The organism is Fluviicola sp. (genome assembly GCF_030151805.1).
Classification (GTDB): Bacteria; Bacteroidota; Bacteroidia; order Flavobacteriales_D; family Crocinitomicaceae; genus Fluviicola.
In genome coordinates this window covers 1-25201 of the sequence record NZ_JASLCN010000426.1, presented here as the reverse complement: position 1 = coordinate 25201, position 25201 = coordinate 1, and the positions used below count along the sequence as shown (strand labels likewise).

At 42.4% G+C, this 25201-nt stretch carries 23 protein-coding genes, 1 tRNA gene and 1 riboswitch; of the genes, 9 read left to right on the top strand and 15 right to left on the bottom strand.

Annotated features, from left to right (window positions below; translation table 11 throughout):
• Nucleotides 1–35: 35 nt before the first annotated feature.
• The 10 genes from Q1V93_RS16235 to Q1V93_RS16190 all read right to left on the bottom strand — a co-directional run bounded on the left by Q1V93_RS16235 (nt 36) and on the right by Q1V93_RS16190 (nt 9532).
• A complete protein-coding gene (locus Q1V93_RS16235) occupies nt 36–1730 on the bottom strand; it encodes an AMP-binding protein (RefSeq protein ID WP_300666098.1) in 1695 nt (564 codons plus the stop codon).
• Nucleotides 1731–1781: 51 nt separating this feature from the next.
• A complete protein-coding gene (locus Q1V93_RS16230; protein ID WP_300666097.1) occupies nt 1782–2708 on the bottom strand; it encodes an AraC family transcriptional regulator in 927 nt (308 codons plus the stop codon).
• Nucleotides 2709–2971: 263 nt separating this feature from the next.
• Nucleotides 2972–4177 (bottom strand): 3-oxoadipyl-CoA thiolase, encoded by a 1206-nt coding sequence (gene pcaF, locus Q1V93_RS16225; RefSeq protein ID WP_300666095.1) that lies wholly within the window; start codon nt 4175–4177, stop codon nt 2972–2974.
• Nucleotides 4178–4183: 6 nt separating this feature from the next.
• A complete protein-coding gene (paaD, locus tag Q1V93_RS16220; protein WP_300666093.1) occupies nt 4184–4681 on the bottom strand; it encodes a 1,2-phenylacetyl-CoA epoxidase subunit PaaD in 498 nt (165 codons plus the stop codon).
• 2 nt (nt 4682–4683) lie between these two features.
• Nucleotides 4684–5460 carry a 1,2-phenylacetyl-CoA epoxidase subunit PaaC gene (paaC, locus tag Q1V93_RS16215; protein ID WP_300666091.1) on the bottom strand — a complete coding sequence of 259 codons (777 nt, stop codon included), beginning with the start codon at nt 5458–5460 and terminating at the stop codon, nt 4684–4686.
• A gap of 8 nt (nt 5461–5468) precedes the next feature.
• A complete protein-coding gene (gene paaB / locus Q1V93_RS16210) occupies nt 5469–5762 on the bottom strand; it encodes a 1,2-phenylacetyl-CoA epoxidase subunit PaaB (protein ID WP_300666090.1) in 294 nt (97 codons plus the stop codon).
• Between the two features lie 99 nt (nt 5763–5861).
• Nucleotides 5862–6821, bottom strand: a complete 960-nt coding sequence (paaA, locus tag Q1V93_RS16205; RefSeq protein WP_300666089.1) for a 1,2-phenylacetyl-CoA epoxidase subunit PaaA — start codon at nt 6819–6821, stop codon at nt 5862–5864.
• Between the two features lie 174 nt (nt 6822–6995).
• A complete protein-coding gene (gene paaE, locus Q1V93_RS16200; RefSeq protein WP_300666088.1) occupies nt 6996–8075 on the bottom strand; it encodes a 1,2-phenylacetyl-CoA epoxidase subunit PaaE in 1080 nt (359 codons plus the stop codon).
• A 2-nt stretch (nt 8076–8077) separates the two neighbouring features.
• Nucleotides 8078–8665 (bottom strand): TetR/AcrR family transcriptional regulator, encoded by a 588-nt coding sequence (locus Q1V93_RS16195; RefSeq protein ID WP_300666086.1) that lies wholly within the window; start codon nt 8663–8665, stop codon nt 8078–8080.
• Nucleotides 8666–8779: 114 nt separating this feature from the next.
• On the bottom strand, nt 8780–9532 hold the full coding sequence (locus Q1V93_RS16190; RefSeq protein ID WP_300666085.1) for a hypothetical protein: 753 nt from the start codon (nt 9530–9532) through the stop codon (nt 8780–8782).
• Between the two features lie 417 nt (nt 9533–9949).
• Between Q1V93_RS16190 and Q1V93_RS16185 the strand changes: the two genes are divergently transcribed.
• On the top strand, nt 9950–10483 hold the full coding sequence (locus tag Q1V93_RS16185) for a GNAT family N-acetyltransferase (protein WP_300666111.1): 534 nt from the start codon (nt 9950–9952) through the stop codon (nt 10481–10483).
• A 22-nt stretch (nt 10484–10505) separates the two neighbouring features.
• Here the strand turns inward: Q1V93_RS16185 and Q1V93_RS16180 are convergent, their stop codons facing one another.
• Nucleotides 10506–13085 (bottom strand): PKD domain-containing protein, encoded by a 2580-nt coding sequence (locus Q1V93_RS16180; RefSeq protein WP_300666083.1) that lies wholly within the window; start codon nt 13083–13085, stop codon nt 10506–10508.
• 313 nt (nt 13086–13398) lie between these two features.
• Between Q1V93_RS16180 and Q1V93_RS16175 the strand changes: the two genes are divergently transcribed.
• Nucleotides 13399–13731: a hypothetical protein gene (locus Q1V93_RS16175; protein ID WP_300666082.1), complete on the top strand. Its 333-nt coding sequence runs from the start codon at nt 13399–13401 to the stop codon at nt 13729–13731.
• A gap of 224 nt (nt 13732–13955) precedes the next feature.
• Here Q1V93_RS16175 and Q1V93_RS16170 read toward each other — a convergent pair whose 3' ends face one another.
• The 4 genes from Q1V93_RS16170 to Q1V93_RS16155 all read right to left on the bottom strand — a co-directional run bounded on the left by Q1V93_RS16170 (nt 13956) and on the right by Q1V93_RS16155 (nt 17443).
• A complete protein-coding gene (locus Q1V93_RS16170; protein ID WP_300666081.1) occupies nt 13956–14654 on the bottom strand; it encodes a hypothetical protein in 699 nt (232 codons plus the stop codon).
• A gap of 33 nt (nt 14655–14687) precedes the next feature.
• The gene (locus Q1V93_RS16165; protein ID WP_300666080.1) at nt 14688–15665 is read right to left on the bottom strand and encodes an HTH domain-containing protein; all 978 of its coding nucleotides are present in this window, start codon (nt 15663–15665) and stop codon (nt 14688–14690) included.
• A 91-nt stretch (nt 15666–15756) separates the two neighbouring features.
• Nucleotides 15757–17121, bottom strand: coding sequence for a T9SS type A sorting domain-containing protein (locus Q1V93_RS16160; protein WP_300666079.1), 1365 nt, complete (start codon nt 17119–17121; stop codon nt 15757–15759).
• Nucleotides 17122–17370: 249 nt separating this feature from the next.
• Nucleotides 17371–17443 (bottom strand) — tRNA-Phe (locus Q1V93_RS16155).
• 91 nt (nt 17444–17534) lie between these two features.
• On the opposite strand from Q1V93_RS16155, the gene Q1V93_RS16150 reads away from it, so the two are divergent.
• From Q1V93_RS16150 to Q1V93_RS16120, 7 genes are all read left to right on the top strand, one after another.
• Nucleotides 17535–18284, top strand: a complete 750-nt coding sequence (locus Q1V93_RS16150; RefSeq protein WP_300666077.1) for a type III pantothenate kinase — start codon at nt 17535–17537, stop codon at nt 18282–18284.
• Nucleotides 18253–19608, top strand: coding sequence for a hypothetical protein (locus Q1V93_RS16145; protein WP_300666075.1), 1356 nt, complete (start codon nt 18253–18255; stop codon nt 19606–19608). The genes Q1V93_RS16150 and Q1V93_RS16145 overlap by 32 nt, the downstream gene beginning before the upstream one ends.
• Nucleotides 19608–20156 carry an LPS export ABC transporter periplasmic protein LptC gene (gene lptC, locus Q1V93_RS16140; protein ID WP_300666074.1) on the top strand — a complete coding sequence of 183 codons (549 nt, stop codon included), beginning with the start codon at nt 19608–19610 and terminating at the stop codon, nt 20154–20156. Before Q1V93_RS16145 ends, lptC begins: the two co-directional genes overlap by 1 nt.
• 9 nt (nt 20157–20165) lie before the next feature.
• Nucleotides 20166–20384: a hypothetical protein gene (locus Q1V93_RS16135; protein ID WP_300666073.1), complete on the top strand. Its 219-nt coding sequence runs from the start codon at nt 20166–20168 to the stop codon at nt 20382–20384.
• A gap of 95 nt (nt 20385–20479) precedes the next feature.
• Nucleotides 20480–22951: a DUF5686 and carboxypeptidase regulatory-like domain-containing protein gene (locus tag Q1V93_RS16130; RefSeq protein WP_300666071.1), complete on the top strand. Its 2472-nt coding sequence runs from the start codon at nt 20480–20482 to the stop codon at nt 22949–22951.
• Between the two features lie 306 nt (nt 22952–23257).
• Nucleotides 23258–23381: riboswitch (SAM riboswitch) on the top strand.
• Nucleotides 23382–23440: 59 nt separating this feature from the next.
• Nucleotides 23441–24448: a homocysteine S-methyltransferase family protein gene (locus tag Q1V93_RS16125; RefSeq protein ID WP_300666070.1), complete on the top strand. Its 1008-nt coding sequence runs from the start codon at nt 23441–23443 to the stop codon at nt 24446–24448.
• Nucleotides 24445–25201 (top strand): dihydropteroate synthase (locus tag Q1V93_RS16120; RefSeq protein WP_300666069.1); only part of this gene is annotated, 757 nt, incomplete at its 3' end. The genes Q1V93_RS16125 and Q1V93_RS16120, both read left to right, overlap by 4 nt.

Below are 25201 nucleotides of genomic sequence, written 5' to 3'. Positions count from 1 at the left end.
TTTCGTGATGGAGATCAAACATACATTCTTTTAGTTCATTTCGTATAACCAAATTCGAAATCATTTTTTCTGTTTTTCAATTTGGCTTCTGCTTCCAAAGCTCTTAATTCCACCCGGCGGATTTTCCCGCTGATCGTCTTCGGAAGCTCTGTTACAAACTCAATGATTCGCGGCATTTTATACGGAGCAAGTTTTCCTCTTGAAAAAAGAAAAATCTCATCGGCAAGTGCTTGTGAGGATTGGTATTCCGGCCCGAGAATAACAAAGGCTTTGATCTCAAATCCCTTGACCGGATGCGGGCTTCCAACTACCGCCGATTCGATCACAGCATCGTGTTCCAGCAAAATACTTTCCACTTCAAAAGGACCAACGCGGTAATCCGAGGATTTGATCACATCATCATCACGACCTACAAACCAGTAATATCCGTCTTCATCCATGTAGGCTTTGTCTCCGGTATAATACAAATCGTGTTTGAAAACGGCTTTTTTCTTTTCCGGATCTCCCAGGTATTCATCGAAAATTCCGGTTAAAGTATCTGAATCGGTTCTGACCGTAATATTTCCTTCTTCGTGAACCGGTAAAATTTCTCCGGTTTCGTTTGCAATCACGACATCATACAGGAAAGTCGGTTTTCCCATGCTTCCGAATTTGACTTTAGTTCCCGGCAAATTCCCGATAATACAAGTGCTTTCGGTTTGTCCGTAACCGTCACGGATCAGCAAGCCGGTTCCTTTTTGCCACACATCAATGATTTCGGGATTCAGGGGTTCTCCGGCAGCAACGCATTCTTTCAGACTGAGTTTGTATGCTTTCAGATCTTCCTGGATGAGCATGCGCAACACCGTTGGCGGAGCACAGAAAGTCGTGATTTTGAATTTTTCGATGTGTTCGAGCTGTTGTGCAGCGTTGAATCTTCCCGGCTGATTGAAGGCAAAAATCGTTGCTCCCATATTCCACGGGGCAAAAACGCTGCTCCAGGCGAATTTAGCCCAACCGGGTTGTGACACATTGTAGTGAACATCTCCCGGTTTCAAACCAATCCAGGAAGCTGTTGTGAGATGTCCCAGCGGATAACTAACATGCGTATGTGTCACCACTTTCGGCATTCCGGTAGTTCCGGAGGTGAAAAACAGAAATAAAGCTTCGTTTGAGCGCGTTTCCGCCGCGCTTGCTTCATCACTTTCCTGTTCGATTTCACTGTACGAAATCCAGCCTTCTTTGGTTCCTTCGACCAGGATTTTCAGCGAAACCTGTTTCCCGGATATTTTTTCTGCTTCATCTATTTTTTCCGCATTTTCCAAATCGGCAATCACTACTTTGGGCATCAGGGTTTCGAAACGGTAAACAATGTCGTTTACACTCAGAATGGTTGCAGCAGGAATCAAGCGATATCCGCCTTTGATGGAAGCCAGAATGGTAAACCAGATCGGCGGAAGCTGCGGCATTTGCGATAAGATGACTTCTCCGGCTTCTACGTGGTATTTTCGGAGAAAATTGAGCAATTGATTGGTTCTTTTCCGCAGTTTATCGTACGTATAGGTTTTCACTTCTGAACCATTTGTCCAGATCAGCGCTTCTCTCTGCGGAAATTCCACACAGTTAATGTCTTCAAAGACTTCTTTGACCCAATTAAAGGTTTGGGGAACGGAAAAAGAAAATCGTTCCAGTTCTGCGAATTGCCGATTACTGATATACCCTCGGATCGTTTTAAATTGTTCGTGTAACATTTGGTTGTCGTATTAAACTATTTGTTGATGATCGGGGCTATCATCCGGATATTATATTCTGTTTCTGTAAGCCAGGGGCGTGGTGCCTACTTGTCGTTTAAAAATTTGGTTGAAGTAACTTTCACTGTTGAATCCGCAATTCATGGAAATGTATTTGATGCTCTGGAATTCTTCCGAATCCAACAATTCTTTGGCGGCATCAATCTTCTTTTTCAAGATGAATTCGACCGGAGTAAGACCGAAAGCTGTTTTGAATTTCCGGAACAAGACCGCTTTACTCATGCAGGCGATAGAGCACAAGTTATCGATACTGATCGGAAGGGCGTAATTGGTATGAATGTAATTTACTGCTTTGGAAAAACTATCGGAAACTCTCTGAACTTTCGCGCTTTTCAATAGTAATTCGCAGGAATTGGTGCGGCTTAAGCGAATGATCAACTCACTGGTTGCAATCTGCATAATGCTTTCGTAATCCGGATTTTTCTCCTGTGCCAGATCCGCAATACGCTGCGCCAGGCGATACAAACCGTTTTCCTCGAACAGTAAGAAATCTTTGTGATCCTGTAAATAAGCGATTTGCTTATCCGCCGGATTGGATCCGTTGTTTTTAAGCAGGATTTCGATTTGTTTCAGAATCACGTTCCGGTTGATGGTCAAAGTCAGGCAAAGTGTCGGATGCTCTATCGATGCCCCGGGAAGATCAATCAACATGGGAACATCCGGTGAAACAATAAAGACTGCTCCGGGAAGAAATTCAAATGATTTTCCTTCGACATGCATGGTCTTTTTCCCGCTCAACATGATGGCAACGGTCGGATAGTCGAACTGAAAACCGATGTTATGTGCTTCTTCCAGCGTTTCGTATAAGGTCAACTCACAATGATCAAATGTAAATACAGTAGGAATCTCCACCAAAGGACTTCGCTCGTTCTCAATCAGAGACAATCTGGGTCTGTTTTCTCTCGTTTTTTGAATCATACCGAAAAAGACAATTAATAATCGTTTGTTCGTTGTACCCTTAAAAATAGTGAATTGGTAACGGTTTCGCTTTTCGCTTTGCAGATATCACAAAGCCTGTTGTTTCTTGTTTCTACAATCAGGTTCTCCACAAACAGAGAAGCAGCCATTTGATTAAAAATGACTGCTTCTAATATACGTGTTTTCTTTCAAAATTCATCCGGAATTGCTCCAAAAAAACTTAAAAGCGCTTCTTTTTTACCCAGGCAGGTATCGCCGTTATTTTACGCTCGTTCGATCACTACTGCAAAACCTTGCCCCACTCCGATGCACATCGTTACCAAAGCATAGCGTTTTTGCTGTAATTGCAATTCCATTGCCGCTGTTGTCAAAATACGTGCTCCTGACATTCCAAGCGGATGTCCCAAGGCAATTGCTCCACCATTCGGGTTGATTCTCGTGTCATCGTCTTTCAATCCCCATGCGCGGATAACTGCCAGACTTTGTGCAGCAAACGCTTCGTTCAATTCGATGATGTCCATATCGTCCATCGTCAAACCTGCTTTTTTCAAAGCGATTTCCGATGCAGGAACCGGCCCGATTCCCATGATTCGCGGTTCAACACCTGCCGCACCACTCGACACGATGCGCGCCAACGGTTTCAGATTGTATTCTTTCACTGCTTTTTCGGAAGCCAATAACAGAGCTGCTGCCCCGTCGTTCAATCCGGCTGCGTTTCCGGCAGTAACCGTTCCGTCTTTATTGAAAGCCGGACGCAATTTTGCCAACACTTCCAGGTTTGTATTCGGTTTGATGAATTCATCTTTTCCGAAAACGATCGGATCACCTTTCTTTTGCGGAATGGAAACCGGAACAATTTCTTTGTCGAAACGACCTTCGCTCTGGGATTTTGCTGCTTTTAAATGAGAGCGCATTCCGAAAGCATCCTGGTCTTCGCGATTGATCTGGTATTTTTCAGCGACGTTTTCCGCAGTTTCTCCCATGGAATCCACTCCGTATAATTCTTTCAATTTCGGGTTGATGAAACGCCAGCCGAAACTGCTATCAAACATCTGAGCATCACGACCAAATGCGGAACTTGTTTTCGAAATCACCCAAGGTCCTCGAGTCATATTTTCTACTCCGCCGGCAATCATCAAATCTGCATCTCCAACCTGAATGGCTCTTGCAGCGCTGATTGCAGCTGACAAACCGGAAGCACACAAGCGGTTCACGGTTTCTCCCGGAACAGTCAATGGAAGTCCGGCCATCAGGGAAGCCATGCGTGCTACGTTTCGATTGTCTTCTCCCGCCTGGTTGGCACATCCGATTACTACATCGTAGATTTTTTCGGGATTGATCGTCGGGTTTCTTTTCATTAATTCCTGAATCACCAGGGTTGCTAAATCATCCGGGCGAACGGTTGCTAATGTTCCTCCGAAATTTCCGATCGGTGTTCTCACACCATCAATGATATATGCGTTTTCCATTAAATTCTATCTGTGACATTTAAAATAATCAAACGGTTCGCGGCAATCCTGGCATTGGTACAAGGCCTTACAGGATGTGGAACCGAACTGACTGAGTAATTGTGTGTGTGTTGATCCGCACTGCGGACATTGAATTCCTGTTTCCTGTCCGAAAAGTTGTAAAACGTGCGGAGAGGAATTAACAGGAGGTGCTATACCGTATGCTTTTAGTTTTTGTTTTCCTTCTTCCGAAAACCAGTCGGTGGTCCATGCCGGACTCAATTGCGTGGTGATTTTCACCTGATCAATTCCTTCTGCTTTTAGTGCCAAACGAATTTCGACCGCAATCATGTTCATTGCCGGACAACCGGAATACGTTGGCGTAATGACCACTTCGACTTCCCCGTTTTCATGGACAATGACATCGCGCAACACTCCCAAATCAGCGATCGTAATCACAGGGATTTCCGGATCGCAGACGCGTTCCAGGATTTTCCAAATTGCAGATTTATCGAGCGTTGTCATGTTTACCATTTTAATCCCGGATAGGCTCTTTGAACACTTTGCATTTCAGCCAATAAATAACTCAAATGCTCGGAATGCCTTCCTGTCTTACCTCCTGTTTGAATGGTATTTCTGGTCGCCGGAACCTCTAAAGTTGCCTGTGTGAGCACCATTTCGACCTGTTTCATCCACAATACTTTCAGGGGTTCGAAATCCGGTAAGATTCCTGCTGCGATCAGAATTTTTTCATCTTCCGTTGCTTCCAGCAATTCTCCACCAAATCCCCACATCACTTTCAGTGCAGTTTCGATTTTCTGTTTGCTTGTTTCTGTTCCGTCTCCTAAACGAATCATCCATTCGGAGCTCCATTTGATGTGATAGCTCACTTCCATGAACGATTTTTCAGCAATGGCAGCCAATGTTTCATCGGAGCTATTCTTTAATGCTTCCAGGAAATGAACATGCCAGGAATCAAACAAGAACTGACGAACGACCGTGTATGCGAAATCACCATTCGGCTGTTCGCACAACAAAGCATTTTTGTATTCCTTGCTTTCGCGGAAATAAGCGTAATCGTCTTCGGTTTTTCCTGCGCCTTCCAGTTTCGCGGCGTAATCGTAGAAATTTCGTGCTTCTCCGATCAAATCCAATGCGATGTTACTCATCGCGATATCTTGTTCAATAATGGGTCCGTGACCACACCATTCCGAAAGCCGGTGACTGAGAATCAAGGTAGAATCTGCCAACGACAACACCGTATGGAAAAGCGCCTGATCTACGTTATTTTTTTCTATTTCCATATTCCGGTTTACATGTGTCCGATACTATCGGGAATGTTATAAAATGTAGGATGTCTGTAAATTTTGCTTTTTGCGGATTCATACAAAGCTCCGTCTTCATCCGGGTTGGATGCATGGATATTTGTAGATTCCACGACCCAGATGCTTACTCCTTCCATGCGACGCGTGTATACGTCACGTGCGTTTTCAACTGCCATTTGCGCATCCGAAGCATGTAAACTTCCTACGTGTTTGTGATCCAAACCTTGTTTGCTTCGAATGAATACTTCCCACAAAGGCCAATCTCTTTTATTCTTTTCCATCTATTCTCTTTTATTCTTCTAATTATTACCGGGTCGTTCTCGATACATCCTTACAATACACTTTCGTTTCTGTCCGGATTACTCGAACTGACCTTTTTACTAAGCCACGTTCTGGTTGTTTTCTTTTAATTCCTGTTGTTTGTCTGCGTAAGCCATTGCTGCTTCACGCACCCATTCACCTTCTTCGTATGCTTTTTTACGGGTTTCCAATCGCTGGTAATTACATGGTCCGTTTCCTTTTACTACTTCCCAGAATTCGTCCCAGTTGATTTCACCGAAATCGTAATGACCTCTTTCTGCGTTCCATTTTAAATCCGGATCCGGAATCGTCAATCCCAGGTATTCTACCTGCGGCATACTCATATCCACAAAGCGCTGACGCAATTCGTCATTGGAGAAACGTTTGATTTTCCATTTCATGGACATTTCGCTGTTGGAAGACACTTCATCTTTCGGGCCGAACATCATCAAAGTAGGCCACCACCAACGGTTCAAAGCATCCTGCGCCATTTGTTTCTGATCTTCACTTCCTGCGCACAAAGCCATCATGATTTCGTATCCCTGGCGCTGGTGAAAGCTTTCTTCTTTACACACACGCACCATTGCACGCGCATACGGTCCGTAGGATGTTCTGCACAAAGGAACCTGGTTCAAAATCGCAGCTCCGTCTACCAACCAACCGATTGCGCCCATATCTGCCCAAGTCAATGTCGGGTAATTGAAAATCGAAGAATACTTCGCCTTTCCGGAATGTAAATCGTCTAACAAATCTTCTCTTGCCGCACCCAAGGTTTCAGCTGCGCTGTAGAGATACAATCCATGTCCTGCTTCATCCTGAATTTTAGCAAGCAATACTGCTTTCCGGTTCAGAGAAGGTGCACGTGTCAGCCAGTTTCGTTCCGGCAACATTCCTACGATTTCAGAATGTGCATGCTGTGAAATCTGTCTGATCAAAGTCTTCCTGTAAGCATCCGGCATCCATTCTTTCGGCTCAATGCGTTGTTCAGCATCTACACGATCCTGAAAATGCTTTTCTAAATCAACAATGTTATTTTCCATATTTTATTCTATTTTTTTGTCCCGAATCTTTTCTTTCCCACAAATACGCAAATGTTTCATGGCGACTGGTAAGCGCCATTGATGAATCATTCACTGGCAGAAATTATCTCATATTCTTTGTTGACAAAACGTTCATTAATACCTTCTATTTAACTGAAACAACTCGTTTCAAAATCACTTTTCATCAAAATTAATGACTACTTCTTCTGTTTCCGGATGTGCCTGGCATGTCAGAATAAATCCTGCGTCGATTTCATCCTGTTCCAAACCGTAATTGACATCCATTTTTACTTTTCCTTTTTCCAGTTTTGCTTTACACGCACAGCAAACTCCTCCTTTACAAGCGTATGGTAAATCAGATCCGTGTTTAATCGCAATATCCAAAACGGTTTCTCCATCAAAAGGAACATCCATTTGAGTAGACACTCCATCCAGTTTGATCGTTACTTTACTTACCGGACCATCCGAAACTTTTGCTTTCTCCGCCATTTCTTTTTTCGCCAGTTGAGCTCCTGCAGTTGTAAACAATTCAAAATGGATCTTTTTCAAATCAACTCCTGCATGCAGCAAGGATTCTTTTGCACCCAGGATCAATTCCTCCGGCCCGCATAAAAAACACTCATCCAAAATCTGCGGATCAATGATTTTATCCAGGAAATAATTCAGTTTTGCGGTATCAATTCTTCCGCTCAAAATCTCTGCATCTGCCGTTTCCTTACTCAGAATATAATATACACTCATCCGGTTCATGTATTTATTCTTCAATGCTTCGAATTCTTCCTTGAAAATAATCGAGCCTTTATTTTTGTTTCCGTAAAGCAAGGTAACCTTACTTTCTGGTTCGGTCATCAGGATCGTTTTCACGATGGACATCACCGGCGTAATTCCACTTCCTGCGGCAACGAAGAAGTAATTCTTTTTGTTTTCAGGTTGCAAATCCGTGGTAAATTTCCCCAACGGAGGCATTACTTCTACTACATCTCCGACCTGCAAACTTGAATACGCATAATTTGAGAATTTTCCGTCCGGAATGGTTTTGATGGCAACTCCCAATTGATTATCAAGCGGACTGGTACAAATGGAGTACGACCGGCGCACTTCTTCCCCGTCAATGATGGTTTTCAAGGTCAGGTATTGCCCGTGTTTGTATTCAAACAGGTCTTTTTTATCTTCCGGAATATCAAAATGCACAGAAATACATTCTGTTGTTTCCTTTTTTAATGCTTTTACTTTTAATGGATGAAAGTGTAACATGCTTATTTTTTAAGTCCTTTTAATAAGAGGTTTGTAATATCGTTTTCCAATTCTTTCTCCGTAATATTCCGGTCCGGATTGTACCACAATTCCACCCAGCGAATGGAGGAGAGAATGGTAAACATGGCTACTGAAACATTGATCGGAACAAATTCTTTTTTGGCGATTCCGTCTTCGATCAACTTTGCGAAACGCGCTTCGTATCCTTTGCGAAGTGTTTTGAAGATGGATAATTTGGGTTCGGGCAGGGATTTCCAGTCGTTATTCGTTACAGCTACTGAAGCCGCATCTTCGACCATCAAACGGATGTGCAGATTGATTACTGCTTTGATTTTGTCTGTATAGGATGTTTTTTCGTTTTCAATCCTGGAAATGTGCGAGACGTATTCTCCTGCAATGCGAAAACAGATTTCTTCCAAAATTTCATCTTTCGATTTGATGTGACTATAAATACTTGCAGCCTCAACGCCAACGCGTTCGGCAAGATCTCTCATAGAAGCACTGCCATAGCCCTTTTCTTTGAACAAAAGCGCGGCTTCTTTGATGATTACATCTCTTTTACTAACCTTCTTCTTAGAGTTTCCGGCCATTTTTTGCAAGTTGTTTTCGTTTCCGTACTGCTAAGGTAGAAAAGAAAACAGAAAAAAGCTAACGAACGTTAGTTTTTAGCTATTAAAAAATGTTACGAGCTTATTTTTTGATAATCACACTTCGTCGATCCGTACATTATTTTTCACATCTCCACTATTGGCATCAATAACTGTACTCAAACCACCAAAAGTATTCACTTCAGCATCATCAAACGCATCCAAAGCTCCTCCTTTTGCAACTGTATGATCATACCCTGTACCACCATTTCTTATTCGAATACTTTTATGAGCCACCGTATTTATTTGTGCTCCGACCGGGCGCGCAGCAGTACCATCATTATTTTCTTTTTTACTCAGAACACGGGCATTACTATACGAGTTAGACCCCAAATTTTGGGCTTCTACAATGTGGTCAATTTCGGGCTCATAGTTACTAGCTGCGGCACGGTCAATCAATTGCTTATTTGAATGATCCGAAATTAATCCGGTAGCCAAATTAGGAATTGCAATGGGGACGACACCTGGTCCGTTTGCCAGGTTACTATTTCCAACTCCTGTATGAATATTAAATGGTCCCCCACCGTAATGAGCAGTTGTTGAGCCGATTCTGCGCGTAACGGTTCTCCATGCATCCGGATTTACCGGTTCATTTCCAACATGAATCCTTCTTTGAACAGGCGCACCACTAGTATTAAAATTACCCAGATTTTTTCCGACATCACTATTATCCGCCATTTCCCGGAATTTACTTTGTATAACGGCTTCCGGGCGATTATCTTCAAAGTTAAAACCGGATTGATTTCCGCCCGGCTTCTTTGAAGCAGTATCTTTCACGGATTGATTTTTATTCGCAGCGTAAGAGTTCATGTATCGTGGTTTTAATTCATGGTATTCAGCTCATTTTCAGAGCAAAATGATAAATATAACCAAGACACCGGAATAAAACCAAATGTATTTACCATATTTTTCTCTTGTGGATTTCCACATTCATTTGAAATCGAATCAGTTATTCAACCCATTCGTTTCATACCCGAAGTGTCGGGTTATCGAAAACTCAGATAGATGATCAATGATCCGATTGCTACCAGCCCCCAAAAGGCACGGTCAACAAAAGCCATTATTCTCCATTTGTATTCCTTCATGATTTCTGTTTGTTTTATTCTTCCGTTTCCTGACACTACAAAGTTAGAGCAAGGTCTTTTCAACACAGTTAACCATTTATGAATCATTCATTAAATCGACGGTTGAAAAATCCGGAGTTTTTAATAGTTTTAAAGTATGAATTTGAAAATCAACATCCGAAAAGAGGAAAGGGAAGATTTCGAAGCCGTTTTCAACCTGATTCAGCAAGCATTTGAACAAGAAGAATTCACCGATCATCAGGAGCAATTCCTGGTGGAAAGACTAAGAAACTCCGAGGCTTTTGTACCGGAATTATCTTTGGTTGCGGAAACAGACGGGAAAATTGCAGGTTACGTTTTACTCACCAAACTAAAAATCATTGCTGATGATCTGAAAGAAACGGAATCTCTGGCGTTGGCTCCAGTGGCGGTTTTACCGGAATATCAGGGAAAAGGAGTCGGTGGAAAACTGATTCGGACGGCGCATCAAAAAGCAAGCGAACTTGGATTTCATTCCATTATCCTGCTGGGGCATTCAGATTACTATCCACGCTTCGGATACGAGATGACCAAAAAATTCGGAATAAAACTACCTTTTGATGTTCCGGATGAAAATTGCATGGTCATTGAATTAAGCGAAAACGCCTTGCAACATGTAAGCGGAACAGTTCACTATCCAAAAGAATTTGAAGGGTGATTTTCTAACTCCTTAACAGTTCCTATCTCAACAAATTTACGTGTCCGACAATACTATTCCGCGGACCGACGAGCGGAGTATACGTTATCATATACTGATATATCCCGTCAGGACATTTTTCTCCCTTATAAGTTCCGTCCCATTTGAAATGCGGATCAGCGGAGAAAAAAAACGACTCTCCCCAACGATTGAAAATCCGGATTTCGAATTCGTAAATCCCGGTGGTTGCAGCTTCGAAATAGTTGTTATGTTCGTTCCCGTCTGGAGTAAATGTATTTGGAATATAAATATACACTTCCTCCGGAATGACGATTATTTTCCAGGTGGTATATTTACAACCATCCGCATCTATAGCGGTCAACAACACGGTATATGCTCCCGGCTCATCGTATGTATGATTCGGATGCAAAACACCCGGCAGGACGGTTCCGTCTCCAAAATCCCATTCGTAGCTCACATTTTCCATTTCCAGCAAATTCTGAAATGTGACCGGTAGACCATACAATACCGGGTTCGTCACGATCCGAAAGTCAAGCAAATCACTATACGGAATCTCAACCGTATTGGTGACGCTGTGACTACAACCCAGCACATCCGTGATCGTCAATGTAACCGGGTAAAATCCCGGATTCCCGAATTGAAAGGAATTAGCAGGACCACCTATCACTTCCGTACCCCCAAAATCCCATCCGTAGGTATACATTACATTATCAGGATCTGCGTCAACGATTAATTCCCGGGTACAATCCAGCTCAAAACTGAAAACCGGGTTGATTTCTTCAGACAGGATATAATTTCCTTCCATGAAGTTGAAACATCCGAATTGGTCCGTAAACTCATATCTGATTGTATACGTTCCGGGTTCAGCCTGATCCAGATTCAGCTGTCCGCCGATCACATTATCGCCCGTAAGAACTCCTCCTGCAGGTTGCAGTTGTAAAGGGATAAATTCTGCTCCGAAACAATACACATTCTGCAAATTCATAGTCAAAACCGGTAATGCGTGCACCTCAATGGTTGTATTTCCAGTCCCGACACATCCGTCATCATCCACATAGGAATAAACCAGGTCGTGCACTCCGACTCCATGCGTTTGGGGTAAAAAATTCAACCCTGCATTAGCTCCATCTATCTGCATTTGTCCACCTGCAGGACTCACCTGAATAACCACTACATCTCCGTCAACACACAAATCAGCGGGAGCTGTAATCACAGGATCCGGAGCTTCTGAAGTAACTTCGACCACTTCCGTTACCGAATTAACACAACCATTGGCGTCCTGATATTGATAGGTCAGATTAAAGGTTCCGGCACCTGCCTGGTTGGGGTGAAACTGATTCGAAGACACTCCCGGACCTGTTAATTGTCCACCAGCAGGAGTTCCCTGAATTGCAGCATCCTGAATCATCACACAATAAGGCGATTCAATATTTGTGAGATTCACTACCGGAATCGGGTGAACCGTAATTGCATCTGTAACTGAACTGGTACAACCCATCGCATCGACATAGGTATAGGTAATTCCTGAAACACCTGCTCCAGCTGTCTGCGGATTAAAATTATTTCCCTGCACTCCGTTTCCGGCAAAAACTCCCGTAGCTTGTCCTGTAGGAATCGGCGTTGCCCCAAGGATTACTTCTGGGTTGTTTAAGCACAATTCATCCGGAACAGTCAAAGTCACAACCGGAACAAAATCTTCAATCGTCACGGTAAATACCTGGGCGGTTCCCGCAGCATCCGTTACCCGGCACGTATAGGCTCCGGCACAAAGTTCGGTAGCGGTTTGTGCCGTTTGCAAGGTCGGACTATTCCATTCAAACGTGTATGGAGCAACACCTCCGGCAACATTGATGGTTGCCGAGCCTGTACAGGTCGACGCTGTACTTTGCTGACAATTTGCATTACATAATCCGTAAGTCGGGGACTGGAAAACATTACTCCATACTCCGCCGTCCGAAATCCGCGCATACACACTACCGCTCACAGGAGAGAGCACTGCTAACTGATTCTTGCGATTTGCGGGAATATTCAAAAAAGAACTTAAAGCGGGGGCTGTATTACATCCGTTTCCTGGCAGTGGTACGCATGGTGCATCAGCGATATTACCAAAATCTCCCCAGGCAACAGCGTCCTGCGCAACTCCCTGATCATCATAAACTCCCAGCCAGCTTCCCTGATTAGGAAGCCAGAAACGCCCTGCCGAATTGCAAATTCCGGGTCCCGTAGAATTGGTAATTACTTCCACCACTTTCCCTCCGTTCTGAACGAGCAAATTCGAAGATACAGCCGCAGCTTGTGGTCCGCGAATAATACAGAATCCACCGGGAGGAATCAGTGTACCAACAGGTATCCGGACAGCTCCACCACCCTCAATCGTGCTGTTCCCCATATAATAACAGGAAATATCTATTGGCTGGCACAAATTCGGATTGTAAAGCTCTATCCATTCACCGCAATTCGAGCCCATCCCTGAATTGCACATACATCCGTCAAAAAAATCCGGTGTGACCATCATTTCATTGATCAGGATTGTTGGCCCGGAGTAACTACAAGGAGTTCCATTACAATTCGTATTCAAACTTGTTGTAAATGTCGCAGTCATCTGTGCGAAAGTCCCGCTTGAGAGCAACCAAAAAGTTATCAATAATAAATACCATTTTCTCATAAGGCGGAATACTAGTCTTTTATTTCATTAACATAGAAATACACCAAATGGTTGGTTTGAAAACCCCTCTTTGATTGTTCTGTCGAAGGAATTAATTGATGTGTCGAATTTGTAGCGTGAAAGCACAGGCACTCAGACAGCGAAAGATTTAATTTTTCTTTCCAAAAAAAATCGAATGCCCTTGTTAGCAGATTTGGATTACACCGGATATTTGAATAATATTATTCTTTAAATCTCAAATCTTCAATTGATGGAAAACGCACATTCACCAAAATTGAAATGGTATCATTACATTTCTTCCTTTTTCGCTGGTCTTTTTCTTGCCAATGTAGTTCCCCACTTTGTAAACGGCGTTTCAGGAAATCCTTTTCCGACTCCTTTTTCAGATCCGCCGGGTAAAGGACTTTCATCTCCTCTGACAAATGTTTTGTGGGCATTGTCAAACTTATTGATCGGCTACCTGCTTTTCAGGGCAGGTAAAATCAGTTCCAAAACCATTGGTGCATTGGTCGTTTTCTTTATCGGAGTAGCAGCTATAAGCATTAACCTCAGTATTCATTTCGCGGAAAAGGCAAAAATGTAAGGGATTGATGATGGCACACCTTTTAGAAAGAGAATTGCTGCGGAAATCGTTCTTCGTGATGTTCAGAATTCAATCGTCGTAAAAATGAATGAAGTTATAAGCTTCAAAGCTTTTCTTCCTGTTGTTGTTTGATTTGCCATCCTCCTCATTCCTCCTTCAAAGGAGAAGGCTGAAACCGTATTTCAAACCAGGATTTATGCTCAAACAGAAAAAGTCCCGGATATTCAGCAAATCAGCAACAACCTCTTCTCTCCGGGTTTTTCCTTTGGGGCACGATGCACGCAAGGAAGCACGGGACTTTCCGGATGATCAACTGCCAGGCGCCATAAGTGACCAAGACCTAAACGTATCGGACGTGCATCTGGTTCGACCTGATAATGCAGATCAAAAAAATGTTCACTCAAGAACGATTCAAAGTCCTCATCTGCTCCGTGATACTCTTTTTTGAGTTCATTACGAATTTCCGGAATAAGGACTTTCTGCCGGACTTGCGAATTTGGTACTATTTCACTCGACTCTCCAAAGTAAGTGCATAAAAAGGTATCGGTTGGTACCGGAGAACGATCTACATGAAAGGAATACACATCCGTCGGAAAAAACGGATAAAAATCATCTCTTTCATAGAATTCGATCACATTAAGAGTTGGTGATGCACCATGAGCTTTTAACAGTTTCCAATCACTCAAGAGAATTTCACGGGCAAGTTGTCCCTGCTCACTCAACTGAAGCCCCATCAGTTCGTCTTCTTCAATCACTGCTATGTTTCCGTCCAACTCTATCTTGTCGACAATCTCAGAAAAATCTCCCTTTAGTTTACGGTCCCAGCAAATCGCATTCATTTCTCCCTGAAATGAGGTAGAAACAAGATCCTGAAAATTCGAAACATGGTGAATTTGCTTTTCAACGGGAGATGAGTCTTTCATAATTGTCACTATAACTATTATTACAAACCAGCTTTATTCTTCTGAACTTATCGGGATATTTTTTTCCTGGCAATACTTGTTAATTGCTGATTCGTCCTTCAATATGCCATCACACATTTCTACAAACTCTTTTTCAATGGCTTGTAAGAAACGATCTTTCGTAATGAGAATCTTTTCCACCTGGTCTATAAACTTAGCGAAGTCGGGATTGGCTTTACATAGTTTATCTATGGTTTTAAAATCTAAATCACTGTATCTGGAAGGGAAATGTACTTTCGTTTGATATGGATTTGATGACAACTCAATAATCCCGATTCCGAATGATTCATTCAGTCTTTTCATTTCCTCACGAAGTGTTGGTTCTATTTCAAAAGCCACCAAATATCCATGATGCGCCCAACTCGAATTTGAAACAGCCTGAAAAAAACATTCCTTTAATTCATAATCGGATTTTATTTCCCGTTTAATCTCGTAAGAATAAAGTCTGAACGTTTGTTCTTTGTTTACGGTTCTTTGCAGAGCCTGACTTTCTTTTGTTTTCAATTTCAAAAATGACGCTCCAATCATATCCGGATGTATCCACTTTTGATGTTTTTCACTATTACTTTTCGATTTTTCATGAAAAATTGTTTTAGCGTTAATCCCTTCTTGTCTTAAGAACGTACTTAGCAGAATATGTAAATCACGCTCCTTGTAGTTTTCTGAAGTTGAAACAGATTTAACGATTTGAGATTCTGTGATTCCAGTTAGTACATCCATTCCTATGATATCCTCATTAGCTGCTGAATAGTATAAAAAATGGCGACCACCCATCTTCGATCGCTTCACTCTTGAATCACCTTTTCGGATAAAATCACCAAGTTGTGCCCCGATCGTATCCGTTGGAGTTTTGGCATTGCTCCAATCAATATACTGGTTAGCATTAATCAATTCATGAACTTCCAAATAGGTAAGTGCGCGTTTATTCTCATCTAAAACTTTAAGTATTGCTTCTTTTATCGTCATTTTCATGCCAGGAGGTGAGATATGCTTATTATCATTCAATACTACTCAAAAATCATGAGATACATCCCTCTTTTCCTGGCAGAATATACATTTAGAACTAATTCACAACTAATTGCCGGACACTTCTGTTACCATCTAAAAGTACTGTAACAAAATAAATCCCGGATTTGTATGATGAAAGATCCAGGGTTGTTATCGTTTCTGCAGCCTGGTATGTGTGAACCAATTGCCCGGTAATTGTACTGATTGAAATTTCATCCGCTTGCTCAGGAGTGTGGATGGTTACAGATTGAGTTGCCGGATTTGGATAAAGCTCAAATTCAACCATCTTTTCGGCTAAGGAAGCTGCACGATGTTCGAGGTAATAACTATCCATGTAATTCGGAATCGAATGGCGGCAATTATTGTTCATCAAAGGGATTTGGTCCTCGACAAAATTACAAGCGGTTCCGGCTGATTCTGGTGAATTAATCACACATAATGACAAATGACTCCCATAGCCGATATAGATTTTTCCATCCGGTCCCAATTGCATATTTCCCATAGAATAGTTGTTCTGAGTAAGCACCACTTCACTTGCTGCAATATTTGCAGCCTGCATGTCGTACTGGAAGAAATTTCCCCCGGTAAAAGTCCCGGAAATATATAGAAACCTTCCGGAAGGAGAGAATGACCGACTGTAAGCGTTTCGTCCGATACTCTGTGGATTGGAAATTTCACCTGTTGCATTATTAAAATCAAAAACCTCCGTGCCGAAAGCAAGTTTAGCCCCATTAGCACTGATTTTCAATTGCCCTGCATTGACAGGAGTACTTCCAAGGGTGTAAGTTGTTGCGGAACCAATCCCGGCTGCAGTATGCGGAAAGACATAAAATTCACTGGCGGAAAAATGGTGAACAACAATCCAGTAATCTGTTCCGTTGGCATGTCTTGTACCAGTTATTCCTTCTGCGTAAGCGGTTGCCGGAGCTACTTGTGTTCCGATTTGTACCAAGTCCCCCAACCCATTATCAAGCGACATATCAATGATCGATTCCTTCAAACCGATTGGCATCATAGGACCGCAACCGATTGTATAGAGGTAATATTGTGAAGGAAATCCGTTTCTGGGAATAACCAAAGCTGATTGCACGGAGTTGGAACAGCCTATCATATCAGGTAAATTTCCATTTGGCATTACCTGGTGGTTCCTGTTCCAAACGGCACCACTATAAACACCTACACCGTCATTTCCTCCATTGGAATAGAACAATAAATTTCCGTTTTCATCCGAATAAGAAACACATCCTTCATCTGCAATCATTGCAGAGCCAGTTGTAGCTGTAGGAATTCCGTTATTGAAATTCAAAGAGGCCTGCGAGCCGAAATACCAGTTATTCCAGGCTCCGCCATTTTGAGAATACCCTGTTAAAAGAGTCAAAATGCCTACCAGGAAAGTCACGAGGCGAATTTGTTTCATCATTGCAATACAGTTTTGATTATGAATTATATCAAAGAACGGAAATCTGTATGAAATAGTTTGCTGAGAATCAGTAATTCGTCATACAACTTAATCCATAAATACAACATAGATATTCCAACGATAAAGCATAGATATAGCATCATTTGCACCAATTCTTAACGCTGAAAGAGTAAAAAACAGATGCGGAGAGTGAGGGATCCGAACCCCCAAAGCAAAAAAGCATCCAACTACTGTTGAATGCTTTTTTCGTGGTGATGGAGGGAATCGAACCCCCGACACAAGGATTTTCAGTCCTTTGCTCTACCGACTGAGCTACATCACCGCCTCAATTGTGGGTGCAAAGATAGTAATAGAATTTATTCCTCCTAAGAAAAAGTGATTTTTTTTGTAAAATCAATCCTATCTTTGTCGAAATGGAACAAGAAATCAAATCAGTTGTTGTAGATGCAGGAAACACGCGCATCAAGGTTGGTTTATTTCAAAATAATGATTTACAGGAAGTTCATGCTTTTTCCAATAACGAGTTGGACAAACTGAAATCTTATTTGCTCAAACACAAAAATTATTTGGGAATTATCAGCTCTGTGCGGTCGGATAAAAACACCAAATGGATCAAAGGACTGCTTCCAAATGCTATTTTATTCAATCATCAGTTGGACGTTCCGTTGGTCAATCATTATGAATCTCCCCAAACGCTGGGCGTTGACCGTTTGGCAAATGCCATTGCCGTTGCCAATATTTCTGATAAAAATGCGTTAATCATCGATGTTGGAACCTGCATCAAATATGATTTTGTCCGTTATCCTAAAATGTATGAAGGGGGAAGCATTTCTCCCGGAATTGAATTGCGCTATAAAGCCATGCATGAATTTACAGGAAAATTACCGCTTATCGAGGATCGCATTCAAGGGCCATTTATCGGGAAAAATACACTCGACGCAATGAGAAGCGGAGTGATGAATGGAATGCACCTCGAAATGGTCGGTTTTATCGAAGAATACCGACGACTTTATCCCGAATTAACAATTTTTCTCACCGGGGGCGACAGTCAACATTTTGAATTAGGTAATAAATATGGCATATTTGCCGACGAGAATTTGACCTTAAAAGGATTATTAATAGCACTCTTACATGCTCAAACAACTTTTTCTTCTAGTATTTAGTACTATTTTGTGCTACACATCGTGGACACAAACCACCTCATCCTCTCCATACAGTACATCAGGTATTGGTGAAGAAGGTGGTCTTCCTGAGGCTCAATTCGGCGGGATCGGAAATATTTCCAGTATCGTTTTTGACTCCACGTTGATCAACACGTATAATCCTGCAAGTTATTCGCTGCTTTCTTTCGGACAGCCGCTATTTTCTGTCGGTGTCGCATCAAAACTTTCCACTTACTCCAATGATTTGGGAAGTTTCAAGGGAAAAACGACGGGTATTTCAAATATTACAATGGCCATTCCGATTGGAAAACGCTTTGGAATTGCTTTGGGTTTGAAACCATTTACACGAAAAGGCTACAATTTGAGTCAGCGAGCGTATGCTTACGATGATTCTGCCACGTTTAACTATCAGGGTTACGGATCCACCAACCTCTTATTTGTAGGTTTGGCGTATTCGATTATCAAATCAGAGAAATCGACCCTGAGCATCGGAGCGAATTTCGGTTATTTATTCGGATCTGTTACCAATCAGCGAAGCAGTGTGTTTGATGCAAATAGTCCGGCGGGAGGAGTTGATCTTTCGACTTACCGTTTGAAATCGCTTTATTACTCGTTTGGTGCAAATTACCAGCGCTTTCTGGATTTTGACAAACGTCAGCAATTGTTTATTTCGGCTGTTTATACTCCTCAGATTTCCATCAATTCTTACCTGGATTACGGGTTGTATTACGCAACGGATGTCAACAACCAACTTTCTTATACAGATACGGTTACTTACATCGACAACAACAAAGGGAAGATTGTTTTCCCAAGCAAACAAACGATCGGAGCAGGTTACACGTTCACTCCAAACATCGCAAAGAATCCGAACAGAATGAAGTATCAGCTCGGGATTTTTGCAGAAGTGACGATGATGCAATGGAAATCATATTCAGAAAGCTTCGGAACTCACAGTAACACTGATTTTTCAAACACCTTCGTATCAAAACTAGGCGCTCAGTTCATCCCGAACATTGATATTACCAAAAAGTCCAAAGGAGCTCAGTATTTCTCTAAAATCAAATACAGAATCGGCGGACAATACGGATATTTACCAAATACGATGAACGGAAGACAGTTAAAGACTGCTGCTGTGACTGCAGGATTCGGATTTCCGTTCCTAAGTCAGAAATCAAATTCTTCCATCAACATCAGCTTCCAGTACGGTGGTAACGGAACCGGAAATGCTGCGGATTTGAAAGAGCGATTCTATTCCATTAACTTCGGAATTATCATCGCGCCTTCTTCGTATGAAAGATGGTTCAGAAAGTACAAACTCGATTAATGAGAAAGAACCGGACATTCGTTTATCTGTCCCTGGCATGTTTCATGGTGTTTGGTTCATGTGTTAATGATCTGGATGAGATCAAGCAGATCACATTCAAATCAACAGATCCCGAGCAAAAAACGGAAGAACTTTTCATTCTTCAGACCGAAGCAGGGTTTCCGCAATTTAAATTGTATGCTCCCTTGGCAGAAGCTTATTCCAAACCGGAACATATCACCAAATTCCGCGAAGGAGTAAAAGTGGAATTCTTTGACTCGGAAGGCGAACTGGAATCCATTCTCACGGGACAATACGGCGAGATCAATGAAACGAAAGGCAACATGCGTGTTCTGGACTCTGTCCAACTACACAATCCCGCCCGCCAGCAGACAATGTATACCGAAGCCCTTTACTGGGATCAAAAAGATAGTCTTATCTTTACAGACAAAATGGTCATGATCAAGAGTCCTACAGAATTGATTTATGGAAAAGGAATCCGCGCCAAGCAAGATTTCTCTTATTATGAATTCTTAGAACCTCAGGGCCGCATTTCAATCAACAAATAAAAAAGAAGCATGAAAACATATAATCGCATCATGGAATTGTTTTGGTTATCAGTAGGAATCATTGTCATTATCATGGTTACCATTATGTGCTTAAAAGAAAGTTTCAGCAGCTGGGCTGTTTACTACGTGTTCGCGTTAATGGCTCTAGGAACTTATTTCATGAGACGTTTTATGAGAAAGCGTATGGAAAAACACCAGGCATTTCTCGAAAGTCAGAAACAGAAATAACCGTTCAACCTGAAGAACAGGGCTTTCAACTAATTTTCAGTTCATTAGAACCTCATATTTCGTATTTTCGTTTTACCAATACACTCCGGGTTAAAATGAAGCTCCTGAAGGTTTTTTACCTACTATTTTTAATTTTCTCTCCACTTGTTGTTTGCTCTCAATGGAATTTGAGCGGAAAGGTAGTGGACGAAAAAAAGCTTCCCATTCCTTTCGCGAATGTGTATGTCAAAAACAATACGGATCTGCGCACCCAAACGGATGAAAACGGAAAATATTCCCTGCAGCTATTCGACGGAGAATACTTCATCATTGTAAATGCCACCGGCTACGTAGAACGGGAAGTTTACGTAGTGATTTCAAACAAAGGAGCTGTAAAGGACATTCAGCTCTTCCCGATCCGGATCAACGAACTGGAAGAAGCGGAAGTTTCTGTCAAACGAACCAATCCCGGAAGAGAAATCATGCTCGAAGTAGTGAAAAAGCGGGATCAAATCAATCCGTGGTCCTATCCTCACAGCACGGATGTGTATATCAAAGCTACAGAAACCATTACCCGGAAAGAAAAGGAGTCTACCAACAAAAACGAGCAGCAATATTCCGATCCGTTTGAAGAAGAAAAGCGCAAAATGGCACAATTGGCCGGAAATATGAATATTGCGGAAATCCAGCTGAAACGCAATTATGCATCTGCAAATAAAGTCAAGGAAGTACGCAATGCTTATGAATTACGGGGAAACGACAAAAATCTGTATTACACCACCACGGTCAAATCCAATTTCAACTTTTTCGAAAACTTGCTCCACCTGGAAGATCTGCACAGTACGCCGGTCATGAGCCCGGTATCAACACCCGGAATTCTGTCTTATCGTTACAGGCTGGAAGCCCAATACGAAGAAAACGGCAGGAAGATCCATAAAATCAAGATCATTCCGCGAATGAGCTCCACTTCTACGCTCACCGGTTATATTTACGTGGTCGACTCCCTTTGGCTGATCCAGAAACTGGATTTGACAATGGAAAAGGGAAACCTGTTCCTCTTCGATTATTTTTCCATTCACCAGGAATTTGATCTGCCGGGAGATTCCATGTGCGTGCTCCGCGAACAAGTACTTGATTACGGGGTCAAATACAAAAATCAAGCTTCCGTTTGCAAAACTTTAGCGCAATTTTCAAATTACAATTTCACGCCCAATTTCCCTCCGAAATTCTTCAACAACGAATTAGCCGTAACCACTGAAGAAGCATATGAACGCGATTCAACATTCTGGAAAGAACAACGAACCGTTTCACTGACTCCCGAAGAACAGCGTTTCATCCTCGTTCGCGACAGTATCCACGATGCATTGAACCGGAAAGAATACCTCGATTCCATCGACAAAGTCTTCAACAAGGTTACTTTTTTGAAAGTTATCTGGTTTGGAGTGGAACACCGGAATCGCCCGAAAAAAGTACAGTGGTCCATTAATTCCCTAGCAGCGATTCTCAGGCCTTTATATCCTGCCGGACCTCGTGTTGCTCCCGGTTTCAGCTACTTTAAGAAATGGAACGATCAGCGGACACTCGATATAAATACGGAAATTTCTTATGGATTCCTGAATCACGACATTAAGGGAAATATCAACGGAAATTACCTCTACAATCCCTTTAAACAATCCCGGCTGAAGGTTGGATTTGATCACGATTTCGACGCCATTGTCTCTTACGATGCGATTACGCAAATCTATAAGCGGAGTAATTTCATTGAAGCAACGAAACTGACTATCGGGCAAACACAGGAATACCTCAACGGATTGTATGTGGATGTGAATATTGAATTCTGTGAACGAAGATCAATCAACGGATACAAGAAAATGGGCTTCCTGGACAACGTGATTCCCAATGACGATTTCAAACCGTTTCAAGGCTACCAGGCATTATTGGGAGATATTACCATTACGTATACTCCCGGACAAAAATACATGCGCGAACCTCATCGCAAGGTAGTTCTGGGATCCAAATGGCCTTCTGTTTATGCGTACTACCAGCGCGGAATCCCGAAATTATTCGGAAGTGATGTCGACCACGAATACGGATTACTTGGAATCTACCAGAATTTTCAATTGGGAACTTTGGGAACTTCCTCGTATCACATCAAATCGGGAAAATTCCTGAGCTCCAAAAACCTCAAGGATGCCGATTTCAAATACCAGCGAAGAAGTGATCCGATCTGGTTTTCCAATCCGCTGTATTCCTTCCAGGATCAGGATTCCTCTCTTCCTTCCCGGGATTATTATATCGAAGCACATTTCATTCACCACGACAATGGTTCGATCATGAACAAGATTCCTTTCATGAAAAAAACAGGAATCGGGTTGGTATTCGGTTTCGGCGCTTTGTATGTGGCACAATACAACTGGAAACATTACGAAGTATTGGCCGGGATCGAACGGAATTTTAAATTTTCGAAAAGAAGATTGCGGATTGGAATTTATGGTGTTTTCTCAGATGGAAATCACATCACACCGCGCTGGACGGGAAAAATATCCTTTGCTGTGCTGGACGATCGGAATATGAAGTTTAATTTTTAAAATGGTTGAATTCCTGTTTTTTGAGCGGGAATTTTTTGAAGTTGTTTTCGGAGTGGAAATTATAACATGCTACAATCATTCAATCACCCCCAATTGCGTTTACTACAGGATATTCCGCAAGGTTGAATTTTGACAAAGTTACTATATTACCATATTGTTAATTGATCGCTTTATTATTGAAAACCCAACTCTAAAGCTCTTTCGCCCAATCAAACAACCTGATAAAAATGAATATTTTCTGGTAATTCCTCCAATTCCTTTTCAAAGTCAAATCTACTACTTATCTTTGCACCAGATCTTTGATATAACTTATGAAGAAAGGTGGAGGGACAGGCCCTGTGAAACCTTGGCAACCTGCCGTTTCAGTTACAATTGTAAACGAGAAGGTGCCAAATCCGATCCGGACAAATTTGTCGGGAAGAGATAAGTTGCATGTAGTTTTTTAGACTACTTCCCTACTTCATAGTTTGCAAAGCAACTATAAAAGCTATGAAAGACATCAAGCAATTACTGAACGAACGAATCCTCATTCTCGACGGAGCAATGGGAACCATGATTCAACGCTATAACCTGGAAGAGGAAGACTTCCGCAAAGGCTGGTTTGAAGATCATCCACATAAATTAAAAGGTGATAACGACATTCTTGTACTTACACGACCGGATGTCATCAAAGAAATTCATGCACAATACCTCGAAGCAGGAGCTGACATTATCGAAACAAACACCTTCGGTGCTACAACGGTTGCTCAGGCCGATTATCATTTGGAAAAAGCGGTTTACGACATCAATTACCATGGAGCTAAAATAGCACGTGAAGTATGCGATGAATTCACTGCGAAAAATCCGGATAAACCCCGGTTTGTAGCCGGTTCGATGGGACCAACTACCAAACTGGCTTCCATGTCTCCCGATGTAAACGATCCGGGATTCCGTGCCATTACTTTCAACGAACTGGTTGTTGCGTTCAAAGAGCAGGCAACCGGATTAATGGACGGAGGGGCTGATTTCCTGTTGGTAGAAACCATTACCGATACGCTGAATTCAAAAGCAGCCATGTTTGCAATTGATGAATTATCCGAAGAGCGCGGCATTCAAATTCCGATCATGATTTCCGGAACCATTACCGACCAGAGTGGAAGAACCTTAACGGGACAAACCACCGAGGCGTTTTTGGTTTCCGTTTCACACATGCCACTTTTGAGCATCGGGTTGAATTGCGCTTTGGGAGCTGATGCTATGCGTCCGTATTTACAGGTTTTAGCAAACCAGGCACCTTTCGCTGTGAGTGCACATCCGAATGCAGGTTTACCCAACGAATTCGGGCAGTATGACGAAACTCCCGAAATGATGGGAGTACAAATTGAAGGATTCCTTCAGGAAGGGCTGATCAATATTATTGGTGGCTGCTGCGGAACAACTCCTGAACATATTCGAACCATGGCTGAAATTGCAGCTAAATATTCACCCAGAAAAATCAGCGAAACGACAAACGCATGAAATTCCTACGTTTATCAGGCTTAGAAGCCATCACCATTACCCCGGAAAGTAATTTTACCAATATCGGCGAACGGACCAATGTTACCGGATCGCGTGCTTTCCTTCGGATGATCAAGGAAAATGATTACGAGTCGGCGCTTTCCGTTGCCCGCGAACAAGTGGAAGGAGGTGCGCAGGTCATCGACATCAACATGGATGAGGGGATGATCGATGGAAAAGAAGCCATGGTGAAATTTCTCAACCTGATTGCTTCCGAACCGGATATTTCCAGTGTTCCGATCATGGTCGACAGTTCCAAATGGGAGATCATCGAAGCCGGATTGCAATGCATTCAGGGAAAAGGAATTGTAAACTCGATTTCACTGAAAGAAGGTGAAGAAAACTTCATTCACCAGGCAAAACTGATCAAACGTTACGGTGCTGCTTCGGTAGTCATGGCATTTGATGAAAAAGGCCAGGCAGACAGCTATGAAAGACGCATCGAAATTTGCGAACGCTCCTACCGTATTTTGGTAGACGTTGTCAAATTTGCACCTGAAGACATTATTTTCGATCCGAATATCTTCCCTGTTGCGACAGGAATGGAAGAACACAACAACAATGCCCTGGATTTCTTCCGGGCTACCAAATGGATTCGTGAAAACCTTCCGGGAGCACATGTTTCCGGTGGAGTTTCAAACGTCTCCTTCTCGTTCCGCGGAAACAACCCGGTGCGTGAAGCGATGCATTCCGCATTCCTGTACCATGCCATCA